We start from the raw sequence: 4,908 nt of genomic DNA, 5'->3' as shown, positions 1-4,908 counted from the left end.
GAGGCGATGCAATTGCCTGTTTCTTCTTTCTTTGTTGTTCATGTAGGTTAAACAGCCGATTTGTTGGGTCAACTGGATAAAAACCCGAAATGAGTTGTGGGGTATTTGACGCCTTGTGAATATGAGCAGCAGTGGAGACAACAGAACATGTATGAATAAGGAGGATAGCGCTTAATTCATCTATTGCTCTGTCCGAATATAGGGGTTCACTTCACTGTGTTGTTGCATATTGCGATCGCATCCCAACGATATACAACTCAACTTCTAACCCACATTTATCTTTAATTTTATTTCAGCGAGCTATTTTAGGTCTATGTTGCGACGTTTTCTGCCCGTTTTACCTTTGCTGGTGGATTTACTGCCAGCGTTGATTTTATCGGTAACGATCCGTCCTGCCGACGGTACGACTCTTCCGCCCACTTCAACTGGATCTATCCCCACTCCCATTGCCCAGGTAGACTCGAATAATGCAGTTAAAGCCTATGCCCAAGAGATTGCGGTTCGGATTCAGGCCGATAATAACCAAGGAAGTGGAACGCTGCTCGCCAAACAAAACAATGTTTATCTAGTCCTGACCAACGCCCATGTCCTGCGCGGGGCAAAGACCCTAAAAGTTCAAACCCATGATGGTCAGACCTACCCTGCGACTGCTATGGAGAATCCCTTTGCGTCGGGATATGACTTAGCCCTCGTTACCTTTGTCAGCAACCAGTCTTATGCTCTGCCAGAACTCGGCAACTTTACCCCTCGCCCAGAGCAATCCATTATCAGCGCAGGCTACATAGCTGGCTCTCAAGCGTTTCAAAGCAGCACTCATCAACTGCAACAGATCCTCCCTCAGCCCCTTCAGGGGGGATATCAACTGGGATATCCAGGGAAGGTCAAGCAGGGCATGAGTGGGGGACCCATTATAGAAACAACCACAGGGGAACTCGTCGGCATCAATGGTCAGAATGCCTTTCCGCTGGTGGATGACTACAAAACCCTGGAGGGTCAGGCGCTCAGCCCAGAAACCATTCAAAAGCTACGACGGAATAATTGGGGAATTCCGCTCCAAACCGCTCTGGCGCAGATTCAGTCTAACTTGCTGACCGCCTATGGTTTACCTCAACCCCTGGTCGCGTCAACGGTAAAAACGGCTCAAACTCAAGGTTGGGTTGCCGATCTAGAAGCCAAAGCGAAGACCTTTACGTTACGGATCAATAGTTCCACAGGGGCCAACGGCTCAGGGGTGTTGATTGCCAAGCAGGGAAAGACCTACACCGTGCTGACGGCGAACCATGTTGTGTGTGAAGCCCCAAACGGTCAGCCACCTTGTCCATCGAAAGACTATTCTGTTGTCGCTCCCGATGGACAAGTTTTTGCTATTGATTCTCAAACGATTCAACGCCAAGAAGGCATCGATCTCGCCATCTTTACATTTCAGAGTGATGCGGATTATGCGATCGCAACCTTTGGGGATTACAACCCGAGAAAAGAGGATGAGGTATTTGTGGCCGGCTTCCCAAAGGTCAATCAAGCCGAAGCCAGTTGGCAGTTTAACAGCGGCAAAGTATTCGACCAAAATGAAGGATTTCTCAAAGTCAATAGCTATAGTGTTCGCCAAAATGATGCTGTTTTTGCGCTGCCCCAAGCCAGCTTTGGCGGGGGCTACGAATTGGTGTATACCAGCATTACCTATGGCGGCATGAGTGGGGGTGTCGTTCTCGATCGCCAGGGCCAGGTGATTGGCATTCATGGCCTGGCGGAAGGCGAATCTGAAACCGGAGACTTAAAAATTCAGTTAGGGTTAAGTTTGGGGATTCCCACCCGTTCTGTATTGGGCACCCTACCCAAGTTTAATATCCGTCCAGCGGCCCTCCAGGTAAGTTCAACGGCACCTGCTCCCCTCTCGGCGCGTCAACAGGCCCAGTGGAAAGCCTCCGTGTTGCAGGTTGACGTTCCTACAAGTAATGCCAAAGCAGAAGTCTGGATCGAGCGAGGCAATCAGCTTTGGCGGTTAGAACAATATACTGAAGCCCTCGCTGCCTTTGATCGAGCAATTCAATTAAAGCCATCTTTTGTCCACTTGGCTTGGTATGGTAAAGCGCTGGTTTATCGATCTCAGGAAAAGTATTCGGCCGCTGAAACGGCTTTACTCAAAGTGGTTGAACTCAAACCGAACTATAAGCCGGGTTGGCAAGTCCTCAGTGTCGTGTATCGCCTCCTCAAGAAACCGGAGCAGGCTTTGATGGCAGTCAACACCGGGCTAAAACTTGCGGCAAATGATGCCCAACTGCTAAATGAAAAATACGTCGTTCTGTCGGAACTCTATCGGTATCCTGAAGCCTTAACCGCGATTAACGCAGCAATCGCCCAGGCTCCTCGGTCCGCCTTTTATATCAATCGGGGCTGGGTGCTGATCAAGATGGACCGATATGAAGAAGCGTTAGCTGCCCTTAACCAGGCGATTGAGATTGATGCCAATATGGCAATTGCCTACACCAATCGAGGGGTGACTTATGTATTTCTGAAGCAGCCCGATGCCGCGATTGCGGATTACCAAAAAGCCCTAACCCTTGATCCACAATACGTCTTTGCCTACAGCGGCTTAGGCATGCTTTACCACTTTCAAAAGCGCCATGAGGAAGCCTTGACTCAATTTGTCAAAGGCATTGCCGTCGATCCCAAAAACCCTATCAATTATTCGGGCCAAGGATTTGTATATTTTGCCCGCCAGCAATATAAAGATGCGATCGCAGCCCATACCCAAGCCATTGAACTAGAGCCAGAGAGTGCCAATGACTACTTCAGTCGCGCCAATGTTTATATCATCACTCAGCAATACCAATCTGCGATCGCAGACTTAACCAAAGCCATCCAGCTCGCCCCACCCGACCCGATTTATTTCAATAGCCGAGGCGATGCCTATGCCGCTTTGAACCAGCCAGAAGCGGCCCTCGCCGACTATTCCCAAGCCATCGAGGTGGACAAAAACAATACTCGGGCTTATATCGGACTGGGGACGGTATATCAAAACACTCGCCAGTATCAACGTGCGATCGCTAACTTTGACAAAGCCATTGAAGTCGCTGATTTCCCCCAAAAATTAGAGACGAATAAAAAGTATAAGGGGCTGGCCTACTCTGCTCGGGGCTTTCTTTACAGTGACCTTGGCAAGCTGGAACAGGCCATTGCCGATTTTTCCCGAGCTATCGAACTATCCCCTAAAGCCACCTATCTCTATCGCGCTCGCGCCCTGAATTACACCGCCTTAAACCGTTATCAAGAGGCCCTAGCAGACTATACCCAAGCTATTAAAATTGCCCCCAAGGTTCTATCCACCTATATCAGAAGGGGCAAGGTTTACCGCACATTAGGCCAGGAAGCTGAAGCCAATGCAGATTTTCAAAAGGTTCTGATGACTGAACCATCGGACAGTCAGGGGTATGGTGTCCGAGCAGATGTCTACAAATCATTAAAACGGTATCCAGAAGCCCTGGCTGACTATACCAAGGCGATTGAGTTAGCCCCCCCAAACCCATTTCAACGGAGTCTGTTCCATAGTAGCCGTGCCCAGATGCATGGCAATTTGCAGCAATACGAACAGGCCCATTCAGATTATTCAAAAGCCCTTGCCCTCCTGCCCAATCCCACCGTTCCCTTTGCGGCGGATCTATACATTGCTCGGGGCAATAACTTTTTAAGTTGGCAGCGCCAAGATGATGCTCTAGCTGATTTCAACCAAGCTATTGGTATTAACCCCAAAAATGTTATGGCCTATGTCGGTAGAGGTCGCCTATCCTTGGGGACCCAGAAATATCAGGACGCTTTGGCCGACTTCAATACCGTGATTCAACTCAATCCAAAGTTGGGATTTGTCTATGACTTTCGCAGTAGAATCTATCAGGCCTTGAACCGTATAGAAGATGCGATCGCAGATGCGGATAAATTAATTGAGCTCCAAACCAATGCAGCCAGCTATACCCGTCGAGGTATTTTATACGCCTTAGCAGCCAATCCTTCCCTTGCCCGAAAAGACTTTCAACAGGCTATCACCCTCAACCCCAAAGCCATTATCCCTACTGTCAACTTAGGCCTTATTTACTACGAACAAGGAAGTCGGGAGCAAGCTATCACCCAATTTCAGCGCGCGATTGAGCTTGATGGTTCTCTAGCTGAGCCCCAGCTTGCTCTGGCTGCTGCGCTCCATCACGGGGGGCAGCAACAACAAGCGATTACCCTAGCCCAATCTGCTCTCAAGCAAGATCCAAAACTTCGAGAGGTCGAATTTCTCCAGCAAAACCTATGGGGAGAACGCTTGATTGTAGATGTAAAAAAACTGCTGGCAGAACTCGCAGTTCAAGCCCCATAATCCATATCCATTGGCATAGGTGATGGTTGAAGGTTCAAAAGACTATTAACAGAATAAACAACCACTAAAAATTCGTAAGGGTAGAATTTCTTCTAGCTCTTGACAGGTAAAGGCAGATAGAAGTAGAGGGAAAGGTGCATATTACTTCTAAATCACCACGATATGGGACAAAGCGATTATGCCTCAATCATCTCAACTATTCTTTTAGAAAGTAATTTAAAACCATGATGCAAAGGACATTATCTGTACTCTCTCTGTTGGTCTTGTCCACAACACTCTGCACTTCTACAAGTGCTCGCCCTACCCAAAGTAGCCTCCCTGCAACTCATATTGCCCAAGCAAAGTCTGTTGATACCATCGCCACCTATACCCAAGAAATTACGGTTCGGATCAGGACAAACAACAATCAGGGCAGTGGCACTCTTATTTCTAAGCAGAACAACACCTATCTGGTATTCAACTCATTTCGGGTTTTTATCCAGTTGACCCAACAAATCGGCTGTTTAACCTACATGAACAACAAAGAAAGAAGAAACAGGCAATTGCATCGCCTC

1 protein-coding gene and 1 pseudogene are annotated in these 4,908 nt (G+C 48.2%); both read left to right on the top strand.

Annotation, left to right across the window (positions count from 1 at the left end; all coding sequences use genetic code 11):
* Positions 1-313: 313 nt before the first annotated feature.
* The gene (locus Q0991_RS15605) at positions 314-4,354 is read left to right on the top strand and encodes a serine protease (RefSeq protein ID WP_299489868.1); all 4,041 of its coding nucleotides are present in this window, start codon (positions 314-316) and stop codon (positions 4,352-4,354) included.
* Positions 4,355-4,578: 224 nt separating this feature from the next.
* Positions 4,579-4,908, top strand: a pseudogene (locus Q0991_RS15600) (hypothetical protein); the annotation flags it as partial.

Origin of the sequence: Acaryochloris sp. IP29b_bin.137 (assembly GCF_028285745.1) — a bacterium.
Classification (GTDB): Bacteria; Cyanobacteriota; Cyanobacteriia; order Thermosynechococcales; family Thermosynechococcaceae; genus Acaryochloris.
This window is presented reverse-complemented; position numbering and strand designations above follow the sequence as displayed.